The 23,814-nt window shown below is 74.5% G+C and carries 27 protein-coding genes; 7 read left to right on the forward strand and 20 right to left on the reverse strand.

Going from position 1 to position 23,814, the window contains the following annotated elements; genetic code table 11:
* Positions 1 to 46: 46 nt before the first annotated feature.
* The gene (locus ACZ6PY_RS09070) at positions 47 to 847 is read left to right on the forward strand and encodes an energy-coupling factor transporter transmembrane component T family protein (protein ID WP_466070617.1); all 801 of its coding nucleotides are present in this window, start codon (positions 47 to 49) and stop codon (positions 845 to 847) included.
* 6 nt (positions 848 to 853) lie between these two features.
* Here ACZ6PY_RS09070 and ACZ6PY_RS09075 read toward each other — a convergent pair whose 3' ends face one another.
* Entirely contained in the window at positions 854 to 1,504 is a 651-nt protein-coding gene (locus ACZ6PY_RS09075) for a response regulator (RefSeq protein WP_466070619.1), read from the reverse strand.
* On the reverse strand, positions 1,501 to 2,697 hold the full coding sequence (locus ACZ6PY_RS09080; RefSeq protein ID WP_466070621.1) for a sensor histidine kinase: 1,197 nt from the start codon (positions 2,695 to 2,697) through the stop codon (positions 1,501 to 1,503). The genes ACZ6PY_RS09075 and ACZ6PY_RS09080 overlap by 4 nt, the downstream gene beginning before the upstream one ends.
* A 154-nt stretch (positions 2,698 to 2,851) precedes the next feature.
* Here ACZ6PY_RS09080 and ACZ6PY_RS09085 point away from each other — a divergent pair, with 154 nt between their 5' ends.
* On the forward strand, positions 2,852 to 3,547 hold the full coding sequence (locus tag ACZ6PY_RS09085; protein WP_466070623.1) for a hypothetical protein: 696 nt from the start codon (positions 2,852 to 2,854) through the stop codon (positions 3,545 to 3,547).
* Positions 3,548 to 3,609: 62 nt separating this feature from the next.
* Here the strand turns inward: ACZ6PY_RS09085 and ACZ6PY_RS09090 are convergent, their stop codons facing one another.
* A complete protein-coding gene (locus ACZ6PY_RS09090; RefSeq protein WP_466070625.1) occupies positions 3,610 to 3,846 on the reverse strand; it encodes a hypothetical protein in 237 nt (78 codons plus the stop codon).
* 358 nt (positions 3,847 to 4,204) lie between these two features.
* On the opposite strand from ACZ6PY_RS09090, the gene gndA reads away from it, so the two are divergent.
* Entirely contained in the window at positions 4,205 to 5,647 is a 1,443-nt protein-coding gene (gndA, locus tag ACZ6PY_RS09095; RefSeq protein WP_466070627.1) for an NADP-dependent phosphogluconate dehydrogenase, read from the forward strand.
* Between the two features lie 6 nt (positions 5,648 to 5,653).
* On the opposite strand, the gene ACZ6PY_RS09100 is transcribed toward gndA, so the two are convergent.
* The 5 genes from ACZ6PY_RS09100 to recO all read right to left on the reverse strand — a co-directional run bounded on the left by ACZ6PY_RS09100 (position 5,654) and on the right by recO (position 8,712).
* Complete coding sequence (locus ACZ6PY_RS09100; protein ID WP_466070629.1) at positions 5,654 to 6,421, reverse strand: pirin family protein; 768 nt, start codon at positions 6,419 to 6,421, stop codon at positions 5,654 to 5,656.
* A complete protein-coding gene (locus ACZ6PY_RS09105) occupies positions 6,418 to 6,639 on the reverse strand; it encodes a thioredoxin reductase (RefSeq protein ID WP_313718712.1) in 222 nt (73 codons plus the stop codon). The genes ACZ6PY_RS09100 and ACZ6PY_RS09105 overlap by 4 nt, the downstream gene beginning before the upstream one ends.
* A 132-nt stretch (positions 6,640 to 6,771) precedes the next feature.
* Complete coding sequence (locus tag ACZ6PY_RS09110; protein WP_466070631.1) at positions 6,772 to 6,957, reverse strand: hypothetical protein; 186 nt, start codon at positions 6,955 to 6,957, stop codon at positions 6,772 to 6,774.
* A gap of 70 nt (positions 6,958 to 7,027) precedes the next feature.
* Entirely contained in the window at positions 7,028 to 7,828 is an 801-nt protein-coding gene (locus ACZ6PY_RS09115; RefSeq protein ID WP_262282572.1) for an isoprenyl transferase, read from the reverse strand.
* A gap of 8 nt (positions 7,829 to 7,836) precedes the next feature.
* On the reverse strand, positions 7,837 to 8,712 hold the full coding sequence (gene recO / locus ACZ6PY_RS09120; protein WP_466070633.1) for a DNA repair protein RecO: 876 nt from the start codon (positions 8,710 to 8,712) through the stop codon (positions 7,837 to 7,839).
* Positions 8,713 to 8,814: 102 nt separating this feature from the next.
* On the opposite strand from recO, the gene ACZ6PY_RS09125 reads away from it, so the two are divergent.
* Complete coding sequence (locus tag ACZ6PY_RS09125) at positions 8,815 to 9,594, forward strand: DUF4097 family beta strand repeat-containing protein (RefSeq protein WP_466070635.1); 780 nt, start codon at positions 8,815 to 8,817, stop codon at positions 9,592 to 9,594.
* A gap of 13 nt (positions 9,595 to 9,607) precedes the next feature.
* On the opposite strand, the gene ACZ6PY_RS09130 is transcribed toward ACZ6PY_RS09125, so the two are convergent.
* The 8 genes from ACZ6PY_RS09130 to ACZ6PY_RS09165 all read right to left on the reverse strand — a co-directional run bounded on the left by ACZ6PY_RS09130 (position 9,608) and on the right by ACZ6PY_RS09165 (position 17,056).
* Positions 9,608 to 10,747, reverse strand: a complete 1,140-nt coding sequence (locus ACZ6PY_RS09130; protein WP_466070637.1) for an acyltransferase family protein — start codon at positions 10,745 to 10,747, stop codon at positions 9,608 to 9,610.
* 188 nt (positions 10,748 to 10,935) lie between these two features.
* A complete protein-coding gene (gene era / locus ACZ6PY_RS09135; RefSeq protein ID WP_466070639.1) occupies positions 10,936 to 11,832 on the reverse strand; it encodes a GTPase Era in 897 nt (298 codons plus the stop codon).
* Complete coding sequence (locus ACZ6PY_RS09140) at positions 11,829 to 12,215, reverse strand: cytidine deaminase (RefSeq protein ID WP_313718706.1); 387 nt, start codon at positions 12,213 to 12,215, stop codon at positions 11,829 to 11,831. Before ACZ6PY_RS09140 ends, era begins: the two co-directional genes overlap by 4 nt.
* Positions 12,208 to 13,617: a hemolysin family protein gene (locus ACZ6PY_RS09145; RefSeq protein ID WP_466070800.1), complete on the reverse strand. Its 1,410-nt coding sequence runs from the start codon at positions 13,615 to 13,617 to the stop codon at positions 12,208 to 12,210. The genes ACZ6PY_RS09140 and ACZ6PY_RS09145 overlap by 8 nt, the downstream gene beginning before the upstream one ends.
* Positions 13,593 to 14,066 (reverse strand): rRNA maturation RNase YbeY, encoded by a 474-nt coding sequence (gene ybeY / locus ACZ6PY_RS09150; RefSeq protein ID WP_262282060.1) that lies wholly within the window; start codon positions 14,064 to 14,066, stop codon positions 13,593 to 13,595. Before ybeY ends, ACZ6PY_RS09145 begins: the two co-directional genes overlap by 25 nt.
* Before the next feature lie 18 nt (positions 14,067 to 14,084).
* Positions 14,085 to 15,143 (reverse strand): PhoH family protein, encoded by a 1,059-nt coding sequence (locus ACZ6PY_RS09155; protein WP_313718705.1) that lies wholly within the window; start codon positions 15,141 to 15,143, stop codon positions 14,085 to 14,087.
* Positions 15,144 to 15,307: 164 nt separating this feature from the next.
* Complete coding sequence (locus ACZ6PY_RS09160) at positions 15,308 to 16,684, reverse strand: serine hydrolase domain-containing protein (RefSeq protein WP_466070642.1); 1,377 nt, start codon at positions 16,682 to 16,684, stop codon at positions 15,308 to 15,310.
* Positions 16,685 to 16,705: 21 nt separating this feature from the next.
* Positions 16,706 to 17,056, reverse strand: a complete 351-nt coding sequence (locus tag ACZ6PY_RS09165) for a histidine triad nucleotide-binding protein (protein WP_466070644.1) — start codon at positions 17,054 to 17,056, stop codon at positions 16,706 to 16,708.
* A 47-nt stretch (positions 17,057 to 17,103) separates the two neighbouring features.
* On the opposite strand from ACZ6PY_RS09165, the gene ACZ6PY_RS09170 reads away from it, so the two are divergent.
* Positions 17,104 to 17,865 (forward strand): SDR family NAD(P)-dependent oxidoreductase, encoded by a 762-nt coding sequence (locus ACZ6PY_RS09170; protein WP_466070646.1) that lies wholly within the window; start codon positions 17,104 to 17,106, stop codon positions 17,863 to 17,865.
* 28 nt (positions 17,866 to 17,893) lie between these two features.
* On the opposite strand, the gene ACZ6PY_RS09175 is transcribed toward ACZ6PY_RS09170, so the two are convergent.
* The 3 genes from ACZ6PY_RS09175 to hrcA all read right to left on the reverse strand — a co-directional run bounded on the left by ACZ6PY_RS09175 (position 17,894) and on the right by hrcA (position 20,868).
* Entirely contained in the window at positions 17,894 to 18,628 is a 735-nt protein-coding gene (locus ACZ6PY_RS09175; protein WP_466070648.1) for a 16S rRNA (uracil(1498)-N(3))-methyltransferase, read from the reverse strand.
* A 1-nt stretch (position 18,629) separates the two neighbouring features.
* Positions 18,630 to 19,772: a molecular chaperone DnaJ gene (gene dnaJ, locus ACZ6PY_RS09180; protein ID WP_192579915.1), complete on the reverse strand. Its 1,143-nt coding sequence runs from the start codon at positions 19,770 to 19,772 to the stop codon at positions 18,630 to 18,632.
* 73 nt (positions 19,773 to 19,845) lie between these two features.
* The gene (gene hrcA, locus ACZ6PY_RS09185; RefSeq protein ID WP_466070649.1) at positions 19,846 to 20,868 is read right to left on the reverse strand and encodes a heat-inducible transcriptional repressor HrcA; all 1,023 of its coding nucleotides are present in this window, start codon (positions 20,866 to 20,868) and stop codon (positions 19,846 to 19,848) included.
* Between the two features lie 231 nt (positions 20,869 to 21,099).
* On the opposite strand from hrcA, the gene ACZ6PY_RS09190 reads away from it, so the two are divergent.
* Positions 21,100 to 21,723, forward strand: coding sequence for a DUF4870 domain-containing protein (locus ACZ6PY_RS09190; RefSeq protein ID WP_466070651.1), 624 nt, complete (start codon positions 21,100 to 21,102; stop codon positions 21,721 to 21,723).
* A gap of 37 nt (positions 21,724 to 21,760) precedes the next feature.
* On the opposite strand, the gene hemW is transcribed toward ACZ6PY_RS09190, so the two are convergent.
* Positions 21,761 to 22,984, reverse strand: coding sequence for a radical SAM family heme chaperone HemW (gene hemW, locus ACZ6PY_RS09195; RefSeq protein WP_466070653.1), 1,224 nt, complete (start codon positions 22,982 to 22,984; stop codon positions 21,761 to 21,763).
* A gap of 19 nt (positions 22,985 to 23,003) precedes the next feature.
* On the opposite strand from hemW, the gene ACZ6PY_RS09200 reads away from it, so the two are divergent.
* On the forward strand, positions 23,004 to 23,789 hold the full coding sequence (locus tag ACZ6PY_RS09200; RefSeq protein WP_466070655.1) for an enoyl-CoA hydratase-related protein: 786 nt from the start codon (positions 23,004 to 23,006) through the stop codon (positions 23,787 to 23,789).
* Positions 23,790 to 23,814: the final 25 nt, after the last annotated feature.

Raw genomic sequence — 23,814 nt, forward strand, 5'->3', positions numbered from 1 at the left:
CGACGACGCGCGCCGACCGCGACCGCACCGGTGCCCGGGAGCGCCGGTGATCGGCGTCGAGCCGGTCGCCGCGGCCGGGGCGCCGCTGGCGCGGCGCAACCCGGTGGCGAAGCTGGCCGCCGCGCTGGTCTTCACGGTGATCCTGGTGGCCACCCTCGACCCGGTGGCCCCGGCCATCGCGATCGCCGTCGAGCTGGCGGTGCTGCCGCTGTTCGGCGTCCGCTACCGGGTGCTCGCCCGGCGGGCCTGGCCGCTGCTGGCCGGCGCCGGCGGCATCCTGGTCACGCTTGTGCTCTTCGCCGCCGACCGCTCCGGCCGGGTGCTGGTCGAGGCCGGCCCGGTCCTGGTCACCGAGGGCGTGCTGGTCACCGCGCTGGGCCTGGTGCTGCGGATGCTCGCCGTGGCGCTGCCCGGGATCCTGGTCTTCGCGACCACCGACCCCACCGACCTGGCCGACGCGCTGATCCAGAACGCGAAGGCGCCCGCCCGGTTCGCCATCGGCGCGCTGGCCGCGTTCCGGCTGGTGCCGCTGCTGGAGGAGGAGTGGCGGATGATCAGCATGGCCCGCCGGGCCCGGGGCGTGGACGCCGGCCGCAACCCGGTGGCCAAGCTGCGGCTGTTCGGGTCGACGGCGTTCGCGCTGCTGGTCGGGGCGATCCGGCGGGGCACCCGGCTGGCCGTCGCCATGGACGCCCGGGGCTTCGACGCCGGCACCCCGCGTACGGTCGCCCGGCGGCAGCGCTTCACCCGCGCGGACGCCCTGCTGGTCGCCGGCGCGGCGACGGTCGCCGGGGCGGCGCTGACGGTCAGCGTGGTGCTGGGCACCTTCCGCCCGCTCATCGGCTGAGCCCCGCTACCGCAGCGGCGGGGCCACCCCGCTCCGGTACGCCAGCACCACGGCCTGCACCCGGTCCCGCACCCCGAGTTTGGCGAAGATGCGGTTCACGTGCGTCTTCACGGTCGCCTCGCCGACGAAGAGCCGGCCGGCGATCTCCCGGTTGGACAGGCCGAGGGCCATCATCCGCAGCACCTCGGTCTCCCGGACGGTCAGCTCGGCGAGTCCCGGGTGAGGCACCACCGACGCGGTCGCGGTGTAGTGGTCGATCAGGCGGCGGGTGATCGACGGGGAGAGCAGGGCGTCACCCCGGGCCGCGGTCCGCACCGCCTCGGCCAGCTCCCGGGGCGGCGTGGTCTTGAGCATGAAGCCGGAGGCGCCGGCGCGCAGCGCCCGGTAGACGTACTCGTCGAGGTCGAAGGTGGTCAGCATGATGATCCGGGTGTCGCTCCGCGCCGCCAGGATCCGCTCGGTGGCGGCGATCCCGTCCACCGGCGCCATGTGGATGTCCATGAGCACCACGTCCGGCGCGAACCGGGTCGCCAACTGCACGGCTTCCGCACCGTCGGCCGCGTCGGCGACCACCTCGAGATCCGGCTGGGCGGTGAGGATCAGGCGGAGCCCGCCGCGCACCAGCGCCTCGTCGTCGGCGATCAGGACCCGGGTCATCCGGTGATCCCCGCCGTGGCCAGCGCACCGGCCGACGCCTCCGCGTCGAAGGGCAGCGTGACGCGTACCTCGAAGCCGCCCTGCGGGCGGGGACCGGCGCTCACGGTGCCGCCGAACAGCTCCACCCGCTCCCGGATGCCGGTCAGGCCGTGTCCGGTTCCGGCGTTCCGGCGGACCGCGCCGGCACCGTCGTCGGCGACGTGCAGCCGGAGGGCGTCACCGGCCACCTCGATCGACACGCGGACGGTCGCACCGGGCGCGTGCCGGGCGGCGTTGGTCAGCGCCTCCTGGAGGATCCGGTACCCGCTGACGTCGGCGGCGGCGGGGACCGCGTCGAGGTCACCCGTGACGGTCACGTCGACCCGCCCGCCGGCCAGGCTGACCCCGGCGGTCAGCGCGTCGAGCCGCCGCAGTGACGGCAGCCCCTCCGGGGCCGCCTCCGCACCCCGGAGGATCACCAGCAGCCGGCGCAGCTCGGTGACCACCTCGCGCCCGACCTCCTGCACCGCGTCGAGGGACGCACGGGCCTGACCCGCGTCCGAGTCGAGCACCGCCTGCGCCGCGGCGGCCTGCAACACCATCACGGAGACGCCGTGCGACACGATGTCGTGCAGTTCGCGGGCCACCCGCAGCCGCTCGTCCGTCCGGGCGGCGGCCTCCCGCTCGGCGGCCACCGCCACCAGCCGGGCCGCCTGCGCCCGCCGCATGCGCACGGCGTACCCGGGGCCCAGCACGGCGAGCCCCACGAACAGGATGAAGACCCAGTCGGAGTCGCCGGCCATCGCGTTCTCGACACCGAGCGGGAGGAGGTAACCGGCGGCGGCGACCGGGACCGCGGCCCGGCCACCCACCGCGACACAGGCGAAGGTGGCCGCCACCAGCGCCAGCAGCGGCACGACCGGCCACTCCGGCAGGACCGGCGTGAAGCTCTGCGCGGTGAAGCAGGCCCCGGCCACGACGGCGGCCGTCCGGGGGTACGCCGTGCAGCCGGCCACGGCGAGGCCGTAGCCGACCAGCAGCACGGTGAGGACGGCGAGCCAGCCGGCGGAGAGCGCGGCGAGGTCCGGCCCCTCCCCCTCGACGTAGCCGGCCAGCGGTACGTACAGCTCAGCCAGGCCGAACGCGAACAACGCGGCCCCGGCGAGCGAGATGGCCACACCGCGCCACCAGGCCCGGACGTCGAGGGCAGACATGCCGGAAGGGTAGCCACGGCAGGCGGCTCTCCGCGTCCACCCACGGGTGTAGCGACGGCCGCCGACTCTCCACCCGGGGCTCCACTTCCGCGCCGACGACCCGGCTCGGGTGTGGCTCCTAGCGTCCGTCCCACGACTTCGAGAGGAGACACTGATGGACGACAGCACTGGCGGGCGGACCGGCCGGCGGCTCACCGCGGGCGCGCTGCTCGGCGGCGGCGTGGCGTACGGCGTCGCGAACGCCTTCTACTGGGTGGTGTTCCCGGACGACGTGGCCGACACCGCCGGGAACGTGGCGGTGGCCGCCGGGAACCTGGGCGCGTGGCGGGTGGAGACCGTGCTGTTCGCGCTCGCACACCTGCTGCTGCTGCCGGCGACGCTCGGGCTGGCCGCCACCCTGCACCGGCGCAGGCCGGTGGCCGCCCTGGTCGGCGGCGCCACGGCGCTGCTCGGGCTCTACTTCTCCACCGTCCACCTGTGGCAGTACAACGCCTTCTTCGGCGCCCTGGCCGGCGGCGGGGTGGACGCCGAGGCCGCCCGCCCGGTGACGACCGCGATCGACGGGGATCCGTTCGTGATGGCCTCGTTCGCGGTGTGGCTGCTCGGCTGGCTGGTCGGCCTCCTCGTGCTGGCCTTCGGCGCCTGGCGGGCCCGCCTCGTGGCCCTCTGGGTGCCGCTGCTGCTCACCGCCGGGCAGGTGCTGGACCTGGTCGGCTCGGGCGTCCCGGTCAAGCTGGCGGTGAGCGCGCTCATAATGGCCGGCTTCGTGGGCCTGGCCCTCGGCGTGGTGCGGCGGCACGCGGCCGAGGCGCCGGCCGGTACGGCGACCCCGGCGACCGCCGCCGCCTGAGCCGAAGGGGCCTCCGGGTGCAGTTGTCGTCGCTCCGGCGACGACAACTGCACCCGAAGACCTCAGCTGCGCCGGAAGGCGTAGAACCGGGTCTGACCGGCGCGCTGGCTGCGCCCGGCGAGCCGGGCCTCCCGGCCGGCCGGCGGGCCGGCCTTCGGGGGCGGCGGCGCGTCGGCGCGGCCGGGCAGGGTCACCGGCGCGGCCGGCGCCACGGTGAGCGCGTCGAGATCCGGCGGGGTGAGGTCCACCGGGGACGGCGCGGGCTTGGCGGACTTCCTGGGACTGCGCTTGGCGGGCATACGCTGCCTCCTGACTGTCGGGCACCCATGGGCACGGCGAGCGGGAAACACCCGGGCGGGTCCGGCCAGGAACGCCGCGCCACCGACGGTGACGGGAGAATGCGGACGCCCGGGGCGCACGGTCCACGGCGGTACGCGCGGTGGACCGGGCCTTCGAGAGGTGGGCGTCAGTTACGCATGACCGCACGCTAACCCACCGCCGCGCCGCCCCGCATCCGAATTACCGCGCCGCCGCCGTCGACGGGCCGGGGACGCACCGCCACCGGGTCCTCACCCGCCGTCGACATCCCGGCCCCGCCCCGCGCCACCCGCGATACGGTCGCAGCACGGGCACCGGAGACGAGGGGTGGCGGTACGCATGGCACAGCAGGCGACGGCGCAGATCGGGGTCACCGGTCTGGCGGTGATGGGCCGCAACCTGGCCCGGAACCTGGCCCGCAACGGCTTCACCGTGGCGCTGCACAACCGCTCGCCCGAACGCACCCGCAGCCTGGTTGCCGAGCACGGCGACGAGGGCACGTTCGTGCCGTCGGAATCCATGGCGGACTTCGTCGCCTCGCTGGAGCGGCCCCGCGCCGTGATCGTCATGGTGAAGGCGGGCGCCCCCACCGACGCGGTGATCGACGAGCTGGTCCCGCTGCTGGAGGAGGGGGACATCGTCGTCGACTGCGGCAACGCGCACTTCGCCGACACCCGCCGCCGGGAGGAGGCGTTGCGTGGGCACGGGCTGCACTTCGTCGGCACCGGCGTCTCCGGGGGCGAGGAGGGCGCGCTGCGCGGGCCCAGCATCATGCCGGGCGGCTCGGCCGAGTCCTACCGGAAGCTCGGCCCGATCTTCGAGAAGATCGCCGCCCAGGTGGACGGGGTCCCGTGCTGCCGGCACATCGGCCCGGACGGCGCCGGCCACTTCGTGAAGATGGTCCACAACGGCATCGAGTACGCCGACATGCAGCTCATCGCCGAGGCGTACGACCTGCTGCGGGCCGGCCTGTCGGCGACCCCCGCGGAGATCGCGGACATCTTCCGGGAGTGGAACGGCGGCGAGCTGGAGTCCTTCCTCATCGAGATCACCGCCGACGTGCTCGGGCACAGCGACGCGGCGACCGGCCGGCCCTTCGTGGACGTGGTGCTCGACCAAGCCGAGCAGAAGGGCACCGGCCGGTGGACCGTGCAGAGCGCGCTGGACCTCGGCATCCCGATCACCGGCATCGCCGAGGCCACCTTCGCCCGGTCGCTGTCCGGGCACGCCGACCAGCGCGCCGCCGCCCGCCGCGCGTTTCCCGACGCGGGCGAGAAGTGGCAGGTGGACGACCGGGACACCTTCGTCGAGGACGTCCGGCGGGCGCTGCTGTCCAGCAAGATCGTCGCGTACGCGCAGGGCTTCGACCACATCCGCGCCGGCAGCCGGGAGTACGACTGGGACATCGACCTGGGCGGCACCGCCACCATCTGGCGGGGCGGCTGCATCATCCGGGCCCGCTTCCTGGACCGGATCCGGGAGGCGTACGACACCGAGCGGGACCTGCCCACTCTGCTGGTCGCCCCCTGGTTCGCCGACCGGGTGGGTGCCGGGGTCCCGGCCTGGCGGCGGGTGGTGGCCGACGCGGCCCGGGCGGGCGTGCCCACGCCGGCCTTCTCGTCGTCGCTGGCGTACTTCGACGCGCTGCGCGCCGAGCGGCTGCCGGCCGCGCTCATCCAGGGGCTGCGGGACAACTTCGGCGCGCACACCTACCACCGGGTGGACCGGGAGGGGACGTTCCACACCCGGTGGGCGGGTGACCGCTCCGAGACGGAGGCGTGAGCGCGCTCAGGCGAGCGTGGCGTGCATCTCCCAGACCAGGATCTCCGCCGGCTCGTCGGCGGTCACCCGCTGACCCCCGGCCATCGTGATCCGGGCCGCGTCGCCCTCGTCGAGGCGTCCGGCCGACTCCAGGGTCACGGCGCCGGCGGGCACGTAGAGGTGCAGGAAGGGCGCGTCGGGCAGGTTCACCGTGTCGCCGGGGGCGAGCCGGGCGGCGTGCAGGGCGGCGTACCGGTTGCGGATCCGGATGGCGGAGGCGCCGTCGTACCGGTCCATGCCCGAGGCGACCGGCACGAGGCCGCCCCGCAACAGCTCGTCGCCGATCTCCAGCTGCTCGTAGCCGGGGTCGATCCCCTCCTCGTCGGGGAGCACCCACATCTGCACGAAGTGGACCGGGTCGTGGTGCGGCGCGGTGTTCTCCAGCCGCCAGGAGTCGTTCTTCTCCGAGTGCAGGATGCCGGTGCCGGCGCTCATCCGCTGGGCCAGGCCCGGGTAGATGACGCCGGAGTGGCCGGTGGAGTCCTGGTGGACCAGCGAGCCGCGCAGCACCCAGGTGACGATCTCCATGTCCTGGTGCGGGTGGGTCTCGAAGCCGGTGCCCGGGTGCACCACGTCGTCGTTGTTGACCAGCAGCAGCCCGTGGTGCGTGTTGGCCGGGTCGTAGTGCCGGGAGAACGAGAAGGAGTGCTTGGAGTCGAGCCAGGACAGCCGGGTGAAGAAGCGGTCCCCGGCCCGGCGGACGTCCACCGCCGGAGCGGGCGCCGTGGCCGTCACCAGGCACGCTGCCCGGTGTCGGTCGGCGCCCAGGTGAGCGCCGGTTCGCCGGTGCTCAGCTCGGCGATCTCGCCGGCGCGGACGGCGGGCGTGTGGCCGAGTTCGGCGCAGTGCTGCTCGGCGATCTCCGCGCAGATGAGGGCGACCTGCTCGCAGATCGGGCTGCCCAGGTCCGCCGCGTTCAACGCCATGATCATTTTGAACCGGAGATCGTGCATCCCCCACCCCCGTGGCGGGCGCGTCCGGGCGGCGCGCCCTCGCGCCGATCGTACGCGCGGGCGCCCCGCTCCCGGCCGGAAAGCCGGATGGCGGGGCGCCCGCGTGACGGCCCGTCGGGCGGGCCGTCGACGTCACCAGAACCGACGGCGCTTGGCCTTCTGCGGCCGCAGCAGGTCGGCGCCCTTGGTGAGCAGTCGGCTCACCCCGGACGGGCCGCGACGGGCCTCCAGGGTGTGGCTGAGCCGGCGCGCGCCGGCCGCCGCCAGCGGCACGGCGACCGCCATGACCGCCCACTGGGCAATCCGCTTCTGAATCATGTGGGTTCACCTCCGCTATCTGCCTGCTGTCTGCATTGATACCCAGCGGGCGGCGTCGGTAAGCGCGACCTCAGGCGCCGGGGGCCACCGGGTTGGGCAGCGCGCCGCCGAAGCGGCGGTCCCGCTGGGCGTAGAGCTCGCAGGCGTACCAGAGGTGGCGGCGGTCGAAGTCCGGCCAGAGGGTGTCGAGGAAGACCAGCTCCGCGTAGGCGGTCTGCCAGAGCAGGAAGTTGGAGGTGCGCTGCTCCCCCGACGGGCGGAGGAAGAGGTCCACCTCGGGGACCTCCGGGTGGTAGAGGTATTTCGCGATGGTCTTCTCGGTGACCTTGCCCGGGTCGATCCGGCCGGCGGCCGCGTCGCGGGCGATCGCCGCGGCGGCGTCGGCGATCTCCGCCTGACCGCCGTAGTTGACGCAGAACTGAAGGGTCAGCGTCGAGTTGCCCCGGGACATCTCCTCGGCGGTCTGCAGCTCGGAGATGACGCTCTTCCAGAGCCGCCCGGCCCGGCCGGACCAGACCACCCGGACGCCCAGGTCGACGAGCTGGTCCCGGCGCCGGCGGATGACGTCCCGGTTGAAGCCCATGAGGAAGCGGACCTCGTCCGGCGATCGGCGCCAGTTCTCGGTGGAGAAGGCGTACGCCGACAGGTAGGGGATGCCCAGCTCGATCGCGCCCTCGATGGTGTCGAAGAGGCTGTGCTCCCCCTGCTCGTGACCCTTGGTCCGGGGCAGCCCGCGCTCCTTGGCCCAGCGGCCGTTGCCGTCCATCACCACGGCGACGTGCCGGGGCAGCGCCTCGGCCGGCAGCGCCGGGGGCCGGGCGCCGGAGGGGTGCGGAGTCGGTGGCACCGGCTCGCGCCGGCCGGCCCTCATCGATCGGATCACTCGGTTATCTCCCTGTTCACACCAGCGGCGGCGGGCCCGCCTCCGGTGCGCGGCGGGACCACACCCGGCCCCGCGCCACCGGGCGGCGGGACCGCGCCGGACGCCGGGGCACCCCGGTCGACCAGCGGCAGCGAGCGTAGCGCGCGTTCCAGGTGCCACTGGAGGTGCGCCGCGACCAGGCCGCTGCACTCGCGGCGCACGCCCGTCTCGGTCGCGTCCGCGTACGCCCAGTCGCCGGTGGTCAGCGCGGACATCAGCTCGACGGTCGCCGGGGCGGGGTGGGCGGCGCCCGGGGGCCGGCAGTCCGGGCAGACCGCGCCACCGGCCGGCACGGAGAACGCCCGGTGCCGCCCCGGGGTGCCGCACACCGCGCAGGCGGCCAGCGCCGGTGCCCAGCCGGCGAAGGCCATGCCGCGCAGCAGGTAGGCGTCGAGCACCAGGGTGGTGGCGTGGTCGCCGGTGGCCAGCGAGCGCAGCGCGCCGAGGGTGAGCTGGAACAGCCGCAGCGAGGGTTCCCGCTCGATCGGGGTGAGCCGCTCGGCGGTCTCGGCGATCGCGCTCGCCGCCGTGTAGCGGGGGTAGTCGCCGAGGAACCGCTTGCCGTAGAGGTCGATCCCCTCGGCCTGGCTGATGGTGTGCAGCGAGCTGCCGTGGTTGCCCTTGGGGTCGCCGGCGAGCTGGAGGTCGACGTGCCCGAACGGCTCGAGCCGGGCGCCGAACTTGCTGGTGGTCCTCCGGACGCCCCGGGCCACCGCGCGCAGCCGGCCGTGCCGCCGGGTCAGCAGGGTGATGATCCGGTCGGACTCCCCCAGCTTCTGCACACGCAACACCACCGCGTCGTCGCGGTAGAGCTGTCGGCGGTATCCGGCCATCGGCCCATTCTCCCTCGGGGTGCGAAATCAGGGTCTCCTCGGGGTGGATCGGCGGCCCGACCCCGATGCGCCGGCCGGAGGGTCGGTCGTAGCGTCCTGACCATGGCTCTGCACCGGACCGCCGTGGCCGCCGCCGCGGCCGCCTCCCTGATCGTCCTCGCCGGGTGCGACACCCTGTCGTTCCGCCGCCTCGACTACGACCAGACCGAGCAAGCGAAGATCGCCCGGATCACCGTGCCGTCCGGGGGCGCGGGTGACGTGACGATCCGGGCCACCGGCCCGGCGGACCAGGTGCGCATCAAGCGGATCGTCCGCTACCAGGGCGGCGAGCCGAACACCCGCTACGAGATCAAGGGCGACGAGCTGGTGCTGCCGAGCGACTGCGGCGCCCGGTGCACCGTCTCCTGGGAGGTGACCGCACCGGAGGGCGTGACGGTGCGCGGCGAGACCAGCTCCGGGAACGTCATGCTGCACCGGGTCGGCCCGGTCGACTTCAACCTCCACTCCGGCGATTTCACCGTGACCGAGGCCCGTGGCGAGGTCCGTGCCGCCACCACCTCGGGGAACATCGAGGTGGTCGACGCCACCGGTCCGGTCCGGCTGCGCGCCTCCTCCGGCGACATCACCGCCCGCCGGCTCGCCGCCGGGGTGGACGCGGAGGCCACCTCCGGCAACCTCGTCGTCGAGCTGGACAAGGCGGCCGCGGCCCGGTTGCACGCGACCAGCGGCGACGTCGACCTGACCGTGCCCGAGGGCCGGTACCGGGTGCGGGCGGACGCCAAGTCCGGCGACACCAACCTCGCCGTGCTGAACGACCCGGGCGCGCCCCTGCTGCTCGACGTCTCGGCCAGCAGCGGCAACGTGACGGTCAGCCAGCGCTGAGGCCGCCCGCGGGTCAGCCCGGGACGCGGCCGGACCGCTCCGGCGCGCGGCGCGGGCCCGGCACCCGGGCGCCGACGGCCGCCAGGTCGTGGGCCGCGCCGGCGGGCGCCGGGCGCGCCGGTGCGGCCGCCGCCCGGCCGGCCGGGGTCCGCCGCGGGCGCCCCGGCACCAGTTCCGGGGTACGCCGAGCGGCCAGGTCCTCGACCCAGCCGACCAGCAGGGTGACCACGCCGACCAGCGCGAACACCAGCACCACCCGGATCGCCAGCCCGAGCGGGTCCCGCTGCGACCAGCCGACCACGTCGACAAGCGGGGTGAGCGCCACCACGAACGGCATGTGCCAGAGGTAGACGGTCAGCGCGCGCCGGTTCAGCACGGTGACCGCCCGGCCCAGCACCGGGGTGCGGTCGACCCAGGCCGCCCCGGCCGGCGCCCGGCCGATCGCCACCAGGATGAACGCCGCCGACCAGAGCGCGTTGCCCAGGTGGATGTCGTTCACGTCGTAGCCGCGCGGGCCGGGATGCGTGACGATCCAGCCCAGCCCGGCCGCGCCGAGGGCGAGCGCGAGCGGGACGAGCACCCGGCCGGCCGTACGGCGCAGCAGACCGTCGTGGTGGGCGAAGCCGAGCAGCCAGGCCCCGAAGTACAGGCCGAACTCGCGCAGCACGGTCGGCGGGTTCGCCAGCACGCCGAACTCGATGGCCGCGAGCAGCGCGTACGGGGCCAGCAGGGTGGGCAGCGGGGCCCGGCGGAACAGCCGGAGGGCCACCGGCGAGGCCAGCACGAACCAGAGGTAGTCCCGCAGGTACCAGATCGGGCTCAGCGCGAGACCGCCCCAGTAGTTGGCCGGCGGGTCGCTGACCGGAAGGAGCCAGAGCAGCACCTTCGGGGTGAGCGCCAGCCCGGTCAGCAGCATGGCCGGCACGAGGACCACGGCGAGCACCCAGAGCGACGGCAGCAACCGGCGCAGTCGCCGGCCCACGGCCGGCACGCCGCTCCGGTCCAGCGACGCGGCCATGAGCGAGCCCGCGAGCGCGAACATCACCGACATGGCCGGGAAGATCAGGGTCAGCGTCGCCCATCCGGTGACGTGGTAGACGACGACGCGCACGATGGCCAGGGAGCGGAGCAGGTCGAGATAGCGGTTTCGCATCAGCTCGCGGGGGCGTCGGGGGCAGGGAGCAACGCCTCCCTACCCTGCGACTCGGCCGGGCGAAACGGTGCGGGACCCCGGGTCAAAAGTGAAACATCGCACAAAGCCGACCGATCGCGACCAGCCCGGCGCCGCCGGAACGCGGACCGCCGGCCCCGGGGATCGGGACCGGCGGTCGGGCGTACGGGTCAGAAGCCGAGCTTGCGCAGCTGCTTCGGGTCGCGCTGCCAGTCCTTCGCGACCCGGACGTGCAGGTCCAGGTAGACCCGGGTGCCGAGCAGCTCCTCGATCTGCCGGCGGGCCGTGATGCCCACCTGCTTGAGCCGGCTGCCCCGGTGACCGATGACGATCGCCTTCTGGCTCGGTCGCTCCACGTACACGTCGGCGTAGATCTTCGTGACGCCGCCCTCGGGGATCATCTCCTCGACCACGACGGCGATGGAGTGCGGCAGCTCGTCCCGGACGCCCTCCAGGGCGGCCTCCCGGACCAGCTCGGCCACCAGCACCTGCTCGGGGTCGTCGGTGAGCATGTCGTCCGGGTAGAGCTGCGGCGACTCCGGCAGGTAACCGGTCATCACGTCGACAAGCGTGTCCACCTGGTGGCCCGAGACGGCGCTCACCGGCACCACGTCGGCGAACTCGCCCAGCTCGCTCACCGCGAGCAACTGCTCGGCCAGCCGCTTCTTGTCCACCAGGTCGGTCTTGGTGACCACGGCCAGGACGGTGGCCCGCAGGCTGGCCAGCTCGCCGGTGATGAACCGGTCGCCCCGCCCGATCGGCTCGTTCGCCGGGATGCAGAGGCCGATCACGTCGACCTCGCTCCAGGTCTCCCGGACCAGGTCGTTCAGCCGCTCGCCGAGCAGCGTGCGGGGGCGGTGCAGGCCCGGGGTGTCGACCAGCACGAGCTGCGACTCCGGGCGGTGCAGCACCGCCCGGATGATGTGCCGGGTGGTCTGCGGCTTGTTCGAGGTGATGGCGATCTTGGTGCCGACGATCGCGTTGGTCAGCGTCGACTTGCCCGCGTTCGGCCGGCCGACGAAGCAGCCGAAGCCCGCCCGGTAGGGACGCTGCTGGATCTGGGTCACTCGACCACCGTGCCGAGGACGGTGCCGTCCGGAGCGGCCACGTGGATCGGCGCGTCGGCGGAGAGATCCCGGACCGCGGCGTGCCCCGCGCCGTCCAGCGTCGAGGCCTCGGTCACCACGACGGCGGCCTCCAGCCGGCTCGCGCCGGCGGCCACCGCCGAGGCGACCGCGAGCTGGAGCGCGGTCAGGGCCAGCGACGGCAGCGCGACGCTGGCCGCCGCGTACGTCCGGCCGTCCTGGTCGCGGACCGCCGCGCCCTCCACGGCGCCGACCCGGCCCCGCGCGCCCCGGGCCAGGACGACCAGCTTGCCGTCCTCGGCGCTCAGCTCGCCCGGGTCGGACGGGGTGGGCCGGGCGGCCGGCACGGCGGGTGACTCAGGCATCGGCGGGTTGCCTCTCCTCGGAACGGTTCTGGTTGCCACGGGGGTCGGCCTGCTCGCCGTGCCCCGCCCGGTCCGGCGCGTCGCCCGGCTCGACCCGGCTGACCAGCACGGTGTCGATCCGGTTGCGCCGCCCGGTGGTGCCCTCGGCGATCAGCCGCAGCCCGGCCACCTCGGCCCCGGAGCCGGGAATCGGCACCCGGCCGAGCGCCTGGGCGAGCAGGCCACCGACCGTCTCCACCTCGTCGGTGGGCAGGTCGGTGTCGAACAGCTCGCCCAGATTCTCCACCGGCAGCCGGGCGGTCACCCGCACGGCCCCGTCCGCCAGGCGTTCGACCGGCGGGCGTTCGACATCGTACTCGTCGGTGATCTCGCCGACGATCTCCTCCAGGATGTCCTCGATCGTGACGAGGCCGCCGGTGCCGCCGTACTCGTCCACGACGATGACCAGGTGGTTGCGGGCCGCCTGCATCTCCGAGAGCAGGTCGTCGACCGGCTTGGACTCGGGCACGAAGGTCGCCGGGCGCATCAGCTCCGCCACCGGCGTCTGCCGGGCCTCCGGGGCGCCCTGGATCCGCCGGATCAGGTCCTTCAGGTAGAGCACGCCGAGCACGTCGTCGACGTTCTCACCGATCACCGGGATGCGGGAGAAACCGGAACGCAGGAAGAGCGCCAGCGCCTGCCCGAGGGTCTTGCGATCCTCTATCCACACCATCTCGGTCCGGGGCACCATCACCTCACGGGCGATGGTGTCACCGAGCGCGAAGACCGAGTGGATCATCTGCCGCTCGCCGTGCTCGACGACACCGCGCTGCTCGGCCAGGTCGACCAGCTCACGCAGCTCGACCTGGGTGGCGAACGGCCCCTCGCGGAAGCCGCGTCCCGGGGTGACCGCGTTGCCGATGAGGATGAGCAGCGAGGCCAGCGGGTTGAGCGCCCGGCCCAGCCAGCGCACCAGGGGCGCGACCGCGCGGCCGACCGCGTAGGCGTGCTGCCGGCCCAGGGTGCGCGGCGCCACGCCGACCACCACGAAGCTGACCACGGCCATCGCCCCGGCGGTGACCAGGGCGGCCCGCCAGCCGGCGCCGAAGGTGTCCACCGCCACCAGCGCGACAAGCGTGGTGGCGGTCAGCTCGGCCAGCAGCCGGAGCAGGAGCAGCAGGTTGAGGTGGCGGACCACGTCGCCGGCGACCGCCTGGAGGGTACGCGCCCCGCGCGCGCCGTCCCGGGCCAGCTCGGCGGCCCGGGCCGGCGAGACGGCGGCCAGCGCGGCCTCGGTCATCGCGATGAGGCCGGCGAGCACCACCAGCCCCGCCGCGACGACGAGGAGGGTGAGGTCGGGCAGGCCGGCGGGGGCGCCGACGGCCGCCAGGGTGGTGGTCACTGCGATCGGGTCGACCGCCAGCTGGCCAGCAGCCGGGCCTGGAGACCGAACATCTCCCGCTCCTCCTCCGGCTCGGCGTGGTCGTAGCCGAGCAGGTGCAGCACGCCGTGCACGGTGAGCAGGTGCAGCTCGTCGGCGGTGGTGTGCCCGGCGGCGGCCGCCTGCTTGGCCGCCACCTCCGGGCAGAGCACAATGTCGCCGAGCAGGGCCGGCTCACCGCCGGCCGGGGAGCTCTCCCCCGGGCCGTGGTCGACGCTGCCCTCGTCCATGGGGAAGGCGAGCACGTCGGTCGGGCCGTCGCCACCCATCCAGCGGTGGTTCAGCTCCGACATGTATTCGATGTCGACCAGCAGCACGGAGAGCTCGGCGAGGGGGTTGACCCCCATCTCGTCGAGGGCGTGGCGGGCGACGGCGAGCACGGCGTCGGTGTCGACGTCGGCGCCGGACTCGTTGGCGATCTCGATGGACAACTGTCTTCCTCTGTCGGATTAGCGGCGTCGGCCGGCCCGGCCGCCCTGGGCGGTCCGCCCGGGCACGGCGTGCACGCTCTGCGCCTGCTGGTTCTCCCGCTCGGCGTCCCAGCGGGCGTACGCGTCGACGATCTCGCCCACCAGCTTGTGGCGTACCACGTCGGAGCTGGAGAGCTGGGCGAAGTGCACGTCCTCGACGTTGCCCAGGATCTCCCGGACCACCCGCAGGCCGCTCGTCGTCCCGCCGGGCAGGTCGACCTGGGTGACGTCACCCGTGACCACGATCTTGGAGTTGAACCCGAGCCGGGTGAGGAACATCTTCATCTGCTCGGGCGTGGTGTTCTGCGCCTCGTCCAGGATGATGAACGCGTCGTTGAGGGTGCGGCCCCGCATGTACGCCAGCGGCGCCACCTCGATGGTGCCGGCGGCCATCAGCTTCGGGATCGACTCCGGGTCGAGCATGTCGTGCAGCGCGTCGTAGAGCGGGCGCAGGTAGGGGTCGATCTTCTCGTTCAGGGTGCCGGGCAGGAAGCCCAGCCGCTCGCCCGCCTCGACCGCCGGCCGGGTCAGGATGATCCGGTTGACCTGCTTGGCCTGGAGCGCCTGGACGGCCTTCGCCATGGCCAGGTAGGTCTTGCCCGTGCCCGCCGGCCCGATGCCGAAGACGATGGTGTGCGCGTCGATCGCGTCGACGTAGCGCTTCTGACCCAGGGTCTTGGGACGGATGGTGCGCCCGCGCCGGGAGAGGATGTTGAGCGTCAGGACCTCGGCGGGCCGCTCGGCGCCGCCCTGCTCGAGCATCCCGACGGTACGCCGGACTGCGTCAGTGGTCAGGGTCTCGCCTTTCTCGATCAGTTCGAGCAGCTCACTGAAGAGGCGCTCGGCGAGGGCGTTGTCGGCGGGCGCGCCGGTGATGGTGATCTCGTTGCCCCGCACGTGGACGTCACTGTTGACCGAGCGTTCGACGAGCCGCAGGATCTCGTCGCCCGCGCCGAGCAGGTTCACCATGATCTTCTGGTCGGGGACCGTGATCCTGGTCTGCACCCGGGGCGGGCCGGGAGGTGGGGTGCCGGTCATAGGTCGGGCCGACGGGCCCTACGCCACCTGCTCTCGAACTCGGCGCCGGGCCCTGCTGGCGCGGCGGTCGTGACTCCCATCGTATCGGGTCAACACCCGCGGCACCGCGCCCATTTCCGTCCGGCGCCAGCCGGCGGAACAGACCCTCCGCCGGTGCCGGGAGATCAGCTCCCGGCGCGGAAGTCGTACCCCTCGAAGGTCTCCTGGTGCCGGGTGAAGCGGTAGGTGGCCCAGTGCATGCGCACCACCGCGCCGCGCTCGTCCCGGGTCAGCCGGAGCAGCTCGCCCACCTCCCGGCCGGCGACCGTGCGGAACACGTCCGGCCGGTCCGGCACCGGGGCGAACACCGCGGGCGGCTTGCCCGCCGGGTCGTCCGCGCCCCGGGCCCGCAGCGCCCCGTCGTGCCAGGAGAAGACGTACTCGAAGCCCTCGCCCCACCACCGGCCGAGCAGGCCACGCAGGTGCTCCGGGGCGGGCGCGCCGGGCCGCCACGGCTCGACGTCGGCCGGGTCGTGCTCGGCGGCGGCGGCGAGCAGCCGGTGCGGCAGGTCGAAGACCTCCACGCCGGTGCCGGACGAACCGAGCACCGCGCAGCCCATCGCGCCGGCCGTGCCGTCCCCGCCGCGCCGGCCGTAGACGGCGGCCAGGAAACCGGGCATGGCCCCGTCGTGCCCCACGTGCATCACCCGCTCCGGCTGCGGCACCAGGATCAGCCCGAGACCGAAGCCGCCCGCCCAGAGCGTCTCGTCGGTGGTGGTGAGCGGCCAGCGCATCTCGTCGAGGGTGGCCGGCGCGAGCACCGCGCCCGCCGGGTCCAGCGCGGCCGGGTCGGCCAGGAAGGCGGCCCAGCGGGCCATGTCCGGCGCGGTGCTCCAGAGCTGCGCGGCGGGGGCCACCGCGCCGAAGTCGGTCGGGGGCTCCGGACGGGCCTCGTCGGAGTACGCGTCGACCAGGAACCCGGTCGCCGCCCGGTCGCCCGGCGTGGGGCCGGTGGCGGTCAGCCCGAGCGGGGCGAGCACCCGCTCGGCCAGCACCTCGGCCCAGGTGCCGCCGCGCAGCCGGGCGACCGCCTCGCCGAGCAGGGCCAGGCCCAGGTTCGAGTAGTGGTACCGCCGGCCGCTGGGCAGCACCCGCTCCACCCGGGCCAGGTCGGCGAGCAACTCGCTCACGTCGGGCGCGCGGAGGCTGTCCCAGACGTCGCCGTGCGGCTCGCGCTGCAGGCCCGCGGTGTGCGACAACAGCCGGCGGACGGTCAGCTCGCCGTGCGCCGGCAGGTCGAGGTGCCGCCCGATCGGGTCGTCCAGGTCGAGGAGCCCGTCGTCGCGGCACTGCATGACCAGCACCGCCGTGAAGGTCTTGGTGACCGAACCGATCCGGAAGACCGACTCCGGCCCGAGCGCGGTGTCGTTGCCGGTCCCGCCGACCGCGCAGGTCCAGAGCGGCCGGTCGGCCCGGTGCAGGGCGGCCGAGACCGCCGGGATCCGCCCGTGGGCCTGCGCCTGCCGCACCATCCGGCCGAGCCGGTCCTGCACCGTGATCATGAGGGCAGTCTAGGCAGTGCGTCAGCGGCAGAGCATCGGGCCGAGCGGCACGCCGCCGAGCAGGTGCGCGTGCACGTGGAAGACCTCCTGGCCGCCGTACGGGCCGGTGTTGAACATGAGCCGGAAGCCGTCCACGGTCAGCCCCTCCTCCTCGGCCACCACGGCGGCGGTGCCCAGCAGCTCACCGGCCAGCCCCGGGTCACCCTGGGCCAGGGTGGCCACGTCCGCGTAGTGCTCCTTTGGGATCACCAGCACGTGGGTGGGCGCCTTCGGGTCGATGTCCCGGAACGCCAGCGTGGTGGCGGTCTCGCGGACGATGGTGGCCGGGATCTCCCCGGTGACGATCCGGCAGAACAGGCAGTCGGTTCCCATCGGGGCATGGTAAGGCGTCCCGTACCGGGTCAGGCATGATGTGCCGCGTGACTTCTCGGGCGGTACTGGTGACGGGGGCCTCGCGCGGCATCGGCCGCGCGGTGGCGCGGGCGTTCGCGGAGGGCGGGGACCGGGTGGCCGTCCACCACCGGGACTCCGCGGAGCTGGCCGAGGCGCTGCGCGCCGAACTGCCCGGCGAGGGGCACGTGGTGGTCCGCGCCGACCTCGCCGACCCGGAGGCGGTCCGGGCCATGGTGGACGAGGCGGCGCGGCGCCTGGGCGGCCTCGACGTCCTGGTCAACAACGCCGGGGTGTTCGGGCCGGCCGACCCGCCGCACCCGGTCTTCGAGAGCAGCTACGAGCAGTGGCGGCAGCGGTGGCGCGAGGTGCTGGACACCAACCTGTTCGGTGCGGCGAACGCCGCCTGGTGCGCCGCCCAGCACATGCGCGAGCGGGGCGGGCGGATCGTCAACGTCTCCTCCCGGGGCGCGTTCCGGGGCGAGCCGGCCAACCCGGCGTACGGGGCCAGCAAGGCGGGGATGAACGCGATGGCGCAGTCCCTCGCGGTGGCCCTGGCGCCCTACGGCATCGGGGTGGCCTGCGTGGCCCCCGGCTTCGTCGAGACCGACATGACCAACGAGCACCTGAAGAGCCCCCGCGGCGACGCCGTCCGGGCCCAGTCCCCGTTCCACCGGGTGGCCCGCCCGGAGGAGATCGCGGCGGCCGTGCACTGGCTGGCCAGTCCCGATGCCGAATGGGCCTCCGGCACCATCATCGACCTCAACGGCGCCTCCTACCTGCGCAGCTGACCCCCGCCCGGCGGAGCCCCCGGCCGGTCTACCAGCGGTCCAGGCGGGCGGACAACACGCTGAGCGCGGCCACCCCGGCCGTCGACGTGCGGAGGACCGACGGGCCCAGGCGGACCGGGCGGGCGCCGGCCGCGGTGAAGGCGGCCAGCTCGGTCGGGGCGATGCCGCCCTCGGGGCCGACCACCAGGACGATCTCCCCGGTGTCGGGCAGGACGGCGGTGGTCAGCCGCTCGTCGGCCTCCTCGTGCAGGACGAACGCGGCCGCCGCGCCGGAGATCCGCCGGGCCACCGTGGTGGTGGACTCGTCGGGCGTGCCGGCCACCACCGGCAGCCACGGGCGGCGGGCCTGTTTGGCCGCCTCCCGGGCGGTGGCCGCCCACTTCTCCCGTGCGCGTACGCCCCGCTCCCCGCGCCACTGGGTCACCGAGCGGGACGCCGCCCAGGGAACGATCTCGTCCACGCCGACCTCGGTCATCGCCTGCACCGCCAGCTCGCCCCGGTCACCCTTGGCGATGCCCTGCACCACGACCAGCCGGGGCAGGGACGCGTCCTCGTACCCCCGGGAGGTGACCCGGAGGTCGAGGGTGCCCTTGCCGACGGCCGTGACCACGGCGCCGGCCGTGCCGCCCCGCCCGTCGGTGAGCAGCAGCTCCTCGCCGACGCGCAGCCGCTGCACGGTGGCCGCGTGGTGCCCCTCGGGGCCGTCCAGCGTCAGCGTGTCACCGGTGGGCAGCGCCTCGACCAGGAACAGCGGCGCCGACACCTCAGGCGTGCCCGTTGAAGGCGTCGCGCATCCGGGAGAAGAAGCCGCCCTGCTTGGTCAGCTCCGCGACCTCCTCGCCGCGGGTTTTGGCGAAGTCGCGCAGCATCCGCTCCTGGTCGGCGTCGAGCTTGGTCGGGGTCCGCACGTCCAGGTGGACGTAGAGATCCCCCCGGCCGGTGCCGCGCAGGTGCGGCACGCCCCGGGCGCGCAGCCGCAGCGTGCTGCCCGGCTGCGTGCCCGCCTTGACGTCGACCGTCTCCTCGCTGTCCAGGGTCTTGATGGTCAGCCGGGTGCCGAGCGCGGCCGCGGTCATCGGCACGGTGACCCGGCAGTGCAGGTCGTCGCCCTTGCGGGAGTAGACGTCGTGCGGCCGCTCGTGGATCTCCACGTAGAGGTCGCCGGCGGTGCCGCCGCCCGGACCCACCTCGCCCTGCTGGGCCAGCCGGATCCGCATGCCGTCCTCGACGCCCGCCGGGATCTTGACGGTGAGCGAGCGCCGCGTGCGCACCCGGCCGTCACCCGCGCAGGTCGGGCAGGGGTGCGGGATGGTGGTGCCGTAGCCCTGGCAGACCGTGCACGGCCGGGCGGAGACCACCTGGCCGAGGAAGGTCCGCTGCACCGACTGCACCTCGCCCCGGCCGCCGCACGCCTCGCAGGTGGCCAGGTGGGTGCCGGCCGCGGTGCCCGCGCCGGAGCAGGTGGTGCAGAGCACGGCCGTGTCGACGGTGATCGGCGCCTCGACGCCGAACGCCGTCTCGTTCAGGTCCAGCTCCAGCCGCAGGATCGCGTCGGCGCCCGGCCGGGTGCGCGGCCGCGGGCCGCGGCTGCCGCCCGCCGCCCCGCCGAAGAAGGCGTCCATGATGTCCTGGAAGCCGACGAACGGGCCGGCGCCGCCCGGACCACCCGGACCCGCGCCCCCGCCGCCCGGGGCGAGCGGGTCGCCGCCCAGGTCGACGATCTGCCGTTTCCGATCGTCCGAGAGGACCTCGTACGCGGCGTTGATGTCCTTGAACTTCTCCTGTGCCTCCGGGTCCGGATTGACGTCCGGGTGGAACTGCCGCGCCAGCTTGCGGTAGGCGCGCTTGATCTCGTCGTCGGAGGCGTCCCGGCTCACGCCGAGAATGCCGTAGTAGTCCCTGGCCACTGCGTTCGGTGTCCTCATGTTCGTCTCGCGTTGCGCCGGTCGGCGGCCGGAGCCGGCCGTCGGTCCTGACTGGTCAGTTCTGGGCCAGCAGCTCGCCCACGTAGCGTGCCACGGCCCTCACCGTGGCGATGGTGCCGGGGTAGTCCATCCGGGTCGGGCCGAGCACGCCGAGACCGCCCACGATCGTGCTGCCCGGGCCGTACCCGGTGCTGACCACCGAGGCGGCACGCAGGTTGTCGATCTCGTTCTCGTCGCCGATGAGCACCCGGGTGGTGCTCGGCTCGGCCTCCCCGATCAGCTTGAGCAGCACGACCTCCTCCTCGAGCGCCTCGAGGATCGGGCGCAGCGAACCCTGGAAGTCGAGCAGGCCGCCGCGGGTCAGGTTGGCCGTGCCGGCCAGCGCGATGCGCTCCTCGTGCCGCTCGACCAGCGTCTCCAGCAGGACGCTGGAGAGCGTGGCCATGGCCGGGCGCAGCTGCGGGGTCGACTCGTCGACGAGGGCCTGCACCAGCGGCGGGGTGTCGGAGAGGCGGCTGCCGACCAGCTTCTCGTTCACCAGCCGGCGCAGGTCGGTCACCTCCTCGGCGGCGACGGGCCCGGGCATCTCGACCAGCCGCTGCTCGACCCGGCCGGTGTCGGCGATCATGACGACCATCAGCCGGGTGGTGGAGATCGGCACCAGTTCCAGGTGACGCACCTTGGAGCGGGCCAGGCTCGGGTACTGCACGACGGCGACCTGCCGGGTGAGCTGGGCCAGCAGCCGGACGGTGCGGTGCACCACGTCGTCCAGGTCGACCGCGCCGACCAGGAAGCGCTCGATCGCCCGGCGCTCGGCCGGGCTGAGCGGCTTGACCCGGGAGAGCCGGTCGACGAACAGCCGGTAGCCGCGGTCGGTGGGCACCCGGCCGGCGCTGGTGTGCGGCTGCCGGATGTAGCCCTCCTCCTCCAGCACCGCCATGTCGTTGCGGACGGTCGCCGGGGAGACGCCCATCTGGTGGCGCTCGACCAGGGCCTTGCTGCCGACCGGCTCCTGCGTGGCGACGTAGTCCTCGACGATCGCGCGCAGCACGGCGAGCTTGCGGTCGTCGAGACCCATCTCCCCACCTCCTGACGCACCTCGTCCGCCCCGGCGCGCGGCGTCCGCCGGGCGTCTGGCACTCGACTGTAGCGAGTGCCAGTCTACGTCGGCCGACCCGCCGACGCGATGATCAGCGACGTACCTCCGGTGCGGCCCGCCGCACACCCGGCCCGCCACGGCCGAACAGCCGGACATCCCGGGCGATGTCGCTCTGGTGCGCCCTTGCCTCCGGGACCTACCGTGACGTCCATGACTGAACCTCCTCGCCCTCCCGGAGCGGGGGACTCCGGCGCACCGCCGCCGGAGCCGACCCCGCCGTCGGCACCGTACGGCTCGTCGCCGGCCGGCGAACCACCCACCGCACCACTGTCCGGGGCACCGGCGGGGAGCGGCTATCCCCCGCCCGGTGGCTATCCCCCGCCTCCCGGCGGACAGCCGCCGTCGGGCGGCTACCCACCCCCCGGCGGCTATCCCCCGCCGGGCGGCGGCTACCCGGGCGGCGGCTCCTACGGGCCGCCCGCCGGCTACGCCAACACCGACGACAAGACCTGGGCGCTCGTCGCGCACTTCGGCGGGGCGGCGGCCATGTTCGTCAGCGGCGGCGTGCTGGGGTGGCTTCCGCCACTGGTCGCCATGCTGGCCCGCGGCAACCAGTCCCCGACCGTCCGCCAGCACGCGGTCGCGGCGCTCAACTTCCAGCTGGTGTGGTCGATCGTGGGCGTCGTCGGCTGGATCCTGAGCTGCATCCTCATCGGGTTCCTCGCCGTCGGCGCGGCCGTCATCATCGGCGTGGTGTTCGGCATCCTGGCCGGCGTGAAGGCCAACGAGGGGCAGTTCTACCGCTACCCGATGTCGGCCAACCTGATCAAGTGACCCCGACCCGGTCGGCCTCCGGGCCGGCCGGGTCCGGTCAGGGCAGCAGGTCGCGGACGACCGCGTCGGCGAGCAGCCGGCCCCGCAGGGTGAGCACCGCCTGCCCGGCGGCGTACGCGCCGTCGTCCAGCAGGCCGCCGGCCCGGGCCCGCTCGGCGCCCGCCCGGCCCGCCTCGTCGAGCCCGGACAGGGGCAGCCCGTCGGCGAGCCGCAGCCGCAGCATCACGTCCTCCATGTGCGCCTCGTCCGGCGTGAGCACCTCCCGGGCCAGGCCGGGCGACTCCCCGGCGGCCAGCCGCTGGGCGTACGCGGTCGGGTGCTTGACGTTCCACCAGCGCACCCCGCCGACGTGGCTGTGCGCCCCCGGGCCGAGACCCCACCAGTCGGCGCCCGTCCAGTAGAGCAGGTTGTGCCGGCACCGGGCCGCGTCGGAGCGGGCCCAGTTGGAGACCTCGTACCAGGAGAAGCCGGCCGCCGCGAGGGCCGCCTCCGCGGCGAGGTAGCGGTCCGCCGCCACGTCGTCACTGGGGTACGGCAGCTCGCCGCGGCGCATCCGGGCGGCCAGCCGGGTGCCGTCCTCCACGATGAGGGCGTACGCGCTGACGTGGTCCACCCCCGCCGCGACCACCTGGTCCAGCGAGGCGGCGAAGTCCTCGGCCGACTCCCCCGGCGTGCCGTAGATCAGGTCCAGGTTCACGTGCTCGAACCCGGCGTCCCGCGCCTCCAGCGCGGCGGCGGTGGCCCGGCCGGCGCTGTGCTGCCGGTCGAGGATCGCCAGCACCCCGGGCGCCGCGGACTGCATCCCCAGCGAGATCCGGGTGTAGCCGGCGGCCCGCAGCGTCTTGAGCGACTCCGGGGTGACCGTCTCGGGGTTGGCCTCGGTGGTCACCTCGGCGCCGGCGGCCAGCCCCCAGGTGCGGTCGATGCCGTCGAGGATCCGGGCCAGGTCGTCGGCGGGGAGCAGGGTGGGCGTGCCGCCGCCCACGAAGACGGTGTCCACCCGGGGCGGCGGGGTGTCGCCCAGCACCCGGCCGGCGAGGGCCAGCTCGGCCAGCACGGTGTCGGCGTACGTCTCGCGGCTGCCCCCGCCGCCCAGCTCGGCCGCCGTGTAGGTGTTGAAGTCGCAGTAGCCGCACCGGCTGGCGCAGAACGGGACGTGCACGTACACGCCGAAGCCGCGCGCGCCGACGGAGCGGCGGGCGGCAGCGGGCAGCGCCCCGTCGCGCGGGACGGGTTCGCCTTCTGGAAGGACGCCGGGCATGGCCACTAGTGTGCCCGGCATGACCTCTCCGGACGCTCTCGTGCGGGTCGCCACGGCCCGTGGGGTGACCACCCTCACCCTGGACAGCCCGCACAACCGCAACGCGCTCTCCACCCCGCTGATGACCGAGCTGCTGTCCGGGCTGGCCGCGGCGGTCGCCGACGACGCGGTCCGGGCGATCGTGCTGGACCACACCGGCCCGGTGTTCTGCTCCGGGGCCGACCTGAAGGAGACCGCCGCCGCGTACGCCAGCGGGAACGTGCCGGCCGGGATGCTGGGCGACGTGCTGGTCGCGGTCCGGGAGTGCCCGAAGCCGGTGCTGGCGCGGGTGGCCGGGCCGGCGCGGGCCGGCGGGCTGGGCCTGATCGCCGCCGCGGACCTGGCGGTCTGCGCCGAGGAGGCGACGTTCGCCTTCACCGAGGTCCGGATCGGGGTGATCCCGGCGGTGATCTCGGCGACCGTGCTGCCCCGGCTGCACCCCCGGGCCGCCGCCGAGCTGTACCTGACCGGCGACACCTTCGACGGCCGGCGCGCCGCCGAGATCGGCCTGGTCACCGCCGCCGTGCCGGCGGACGAGCTGGACGACGCGGTGGCGCGCTACCGCGCCTCGCTCGTGAAGGGCGCGCCGAAGGCGCTCGCCGGCACCAAGGAGCTGCTGCGCCGGCCGGCCGCCACCGACCTGCGGGCCGAGATCGCCGAGTTGGCCGCGCTCTCCACGGGGTACTTCCTCTCCGAGGAGGGCCGGGAGGGCGTCCTCGCGTTCCGGGAGAAGCGGCCCGCGGCCTGGGTCCCCGCCGGAGACTGAGGCCGGGAGACCCCCGGACGCGGGG

This window comes from Micromonospora sp. NPDC048907 (genome assembly GCF_055586885.1).

What these genes read in the sequence shown, in the direction of transcription:
- ACZ6PY_RS09090 (WP_466070625.1), bottom strand. Translation starts at nt 3,846, where the DNA reads ATGCCCGCCAAGCGCAGTCCCAGGAAGTCCGCCAAGCCCGCGCCGTCC.
- ACZ6PY_RS09140 (WP_313718706.1), bottom strand. Translation starts at nt 12,215, where the DNA reads ATGCCTGAGTCACCCGCCGTGCCGGCCGCCCGGCCCACCCCGTCCGAC.
- hrcA (WP_466070649.1), bottom strand. Translation starts at nt 20,868, where the DNA reads ATGGGTCTCGACGACCGCAAGCTCGCCGTGCTGCGCGCGATCGTCGAG.
- ACZ6PY_RS09125 (WP_466070635.1), top strand. Translation starts at nt 8,815, where the DNA reads ATGGCTCTGCACCGGACCGCCGTGGCCGCCGCCGCGGCCGCCTCCCTG.
- gndA (WP_466070627.1), top strand. Translation starts at nt 4,205, where the DNA reads ATGGCACAGCAGGCGACGGCGCAGATCGGGGTCACCGGTCTGGCGGTG.
- ACZ6PY_RS09075 (WP_466070619.1), bottom strand. Translation starts at nt 1,504, where the DNA reads ATGACCCGGGTCCTGATCGCCGACGACGAGGCGCTGGTGCGCGGCGGG.
- recO (WP_466070633.1), bottom strand. Translation starts at nt 8,712, where the DNA reads ATGGCCGGATACCGCCGACAGCTCTACCGCGACGACGCGGTGGTGTTG.
- ACZ6PY_RS09130 (WP_466070637.1), bottom strand. Translation starts at nt 10,747, where the DNA reads ATGCGAAACCGCTATCTCGACCTGCTCCGCTCCCTGGCCATCGTGCGC.
- ACZ6PY_RS09155 (WP_313718705.1), bottom strand. Translation starts at nt 15,143, where the DNA reads ATGACCGGCACCCCACCTCCCGGCCCGCCCCGGGTGCAGACCAGGATC.
- ACZ6PY_RS09080 (WP_466070621.1), bottom strand. Translation starts at nt 2,697, where the DNA reads ATGTCTGCCCTCGACGTCCGGGCCTGGTGGCGCGGTGTGGCCATCTCG.
- ACZ6PY_RS09165 (WP_466070644.1), bottom strand. Translation starts at nt 17,056, where the DNA reads ATGGGAACCGACTGCCTGTTCTGCCGGATCGTCACCGGGGAGATCCCG.
- ACZ6PY_RS09200 (WP_466070655.1), top strand. Translation starts at nt 23,004, where the DNA reads ATGACCTCTCCGGACGCTCTCGTGCGGGTCGCCACGGCCCGTGGGGTG.
- ACZ6PY_RS09105 (WP_313718712.1), bottom strand. Translation starts at nt 6,639, where the DNA reads ATGCACGATCTCCGGTTCAAAATGATCATGGCGTTGAACGCGGCGGAC.
- ACZ6PY_RS09160 (WP_466070642.1), bottom strand. Translation starts at nt 16,684, where the DNA reads ATGATCACGGTGCAGGACCGGCTCGGCCGGATGGTGCGGCAGGCGCAG.
- ACZ6PY_RS09115 (WP_262282572.1), bottom strand. Translation starts at nt 7,828, where the DNA reads ATGAGGGCCGGCCGGCGCGAGCCGGTGCCACCGACTCCGCACCCCTCC.
- hemW (WP_466070653.1), bottom strand. Translation starts at nt 22,984, where the DNA reads ATGCCCGGCGTCCTTCCAGAAGGCGAACCCGTCCCGCGCGACGGGGCG.
- ACZ6PY_RS09190 (WP_466070651.1), top strand. Translation starts at nt 21,100, where the DNA reads ATGACTGAACCTCCTCGCCCTCCCGGAGCGGGGGACTCCGGCGCACCG.
- ACZ6PY_RS09110 (WP_466070631.1), bottom strand. Translation starts at nt 6,957, where the DNA reads ATGATTCAGAAGCGGATTGCCCAGTGGGCGGTCATGGCGGTCGCCGTG.
- ACZ6PY_RS09085 (WP_466070623.1), top strand. Translation starts at nt 2,852, where the DNA reads ATGGACGACAGCACTGGCGGGCGGACCGGCCGGCGGCTCACCGCGGGC.